The organism is Mesorhizobium sp. M5C.F.Ca.ET.164.01.1.1 (assembly GCF_004792125.1).
Taxonomy (GTDB): Bacteria; Pseudomonadota; Alphaproteobacteria; order Rhizobiales; family Rhizobiaceae; genus Mesorhizobium; species Mesorhizobium wenxiniae.
On record NZ_SRTG01000309.1, the window covers coordinates 1 to 340 of the forward strand.

The following is a 340-nucleotide window of genomic DNA, read 5'->3' on the forward strand; positions in this document are numbered from 1 at the left end:
CGCGCGCAGCGGCGGCTACCAGTTCCTGCCCGAGACGACCTCCGAATGAGACGTTTCCTGCCGCAGACCTTGCCTGTCTGGGTGCTGCTGATCGTCATTGCCGGCCTGCTGATCAGCCAGGTCGCGACGCTCTACATCGTCGCGCGCGATCGCGCCACCGCCAACGGTATCGTCGATCTCTACAGGCTGAACGACCGCGCCTACTCGCTGGTGCAGCTGATGCATGATGCGACGCCGGAGGAGCGCAAGGCGACGGCGTCAGGCCTGTTCAACGCCACCTATGCGCTGACCGTTTCCGATACGCCCGCCGTCTCCTCCTCGATTGCCGGCGACGACGAGC

At 65.6% G+C, this 340-nt stretch carries 1 pseudogene; it reads left to right on the plus strand.

The features are described 5' to 3' along the window. Positions 1-45: 45 nt before the first annotated feature. A pseudogene (locus EN807_RS33605) lies at positions 46-340 on the plus strand (osmolarity sensor protein EnvZ); the annotation flags it as partial.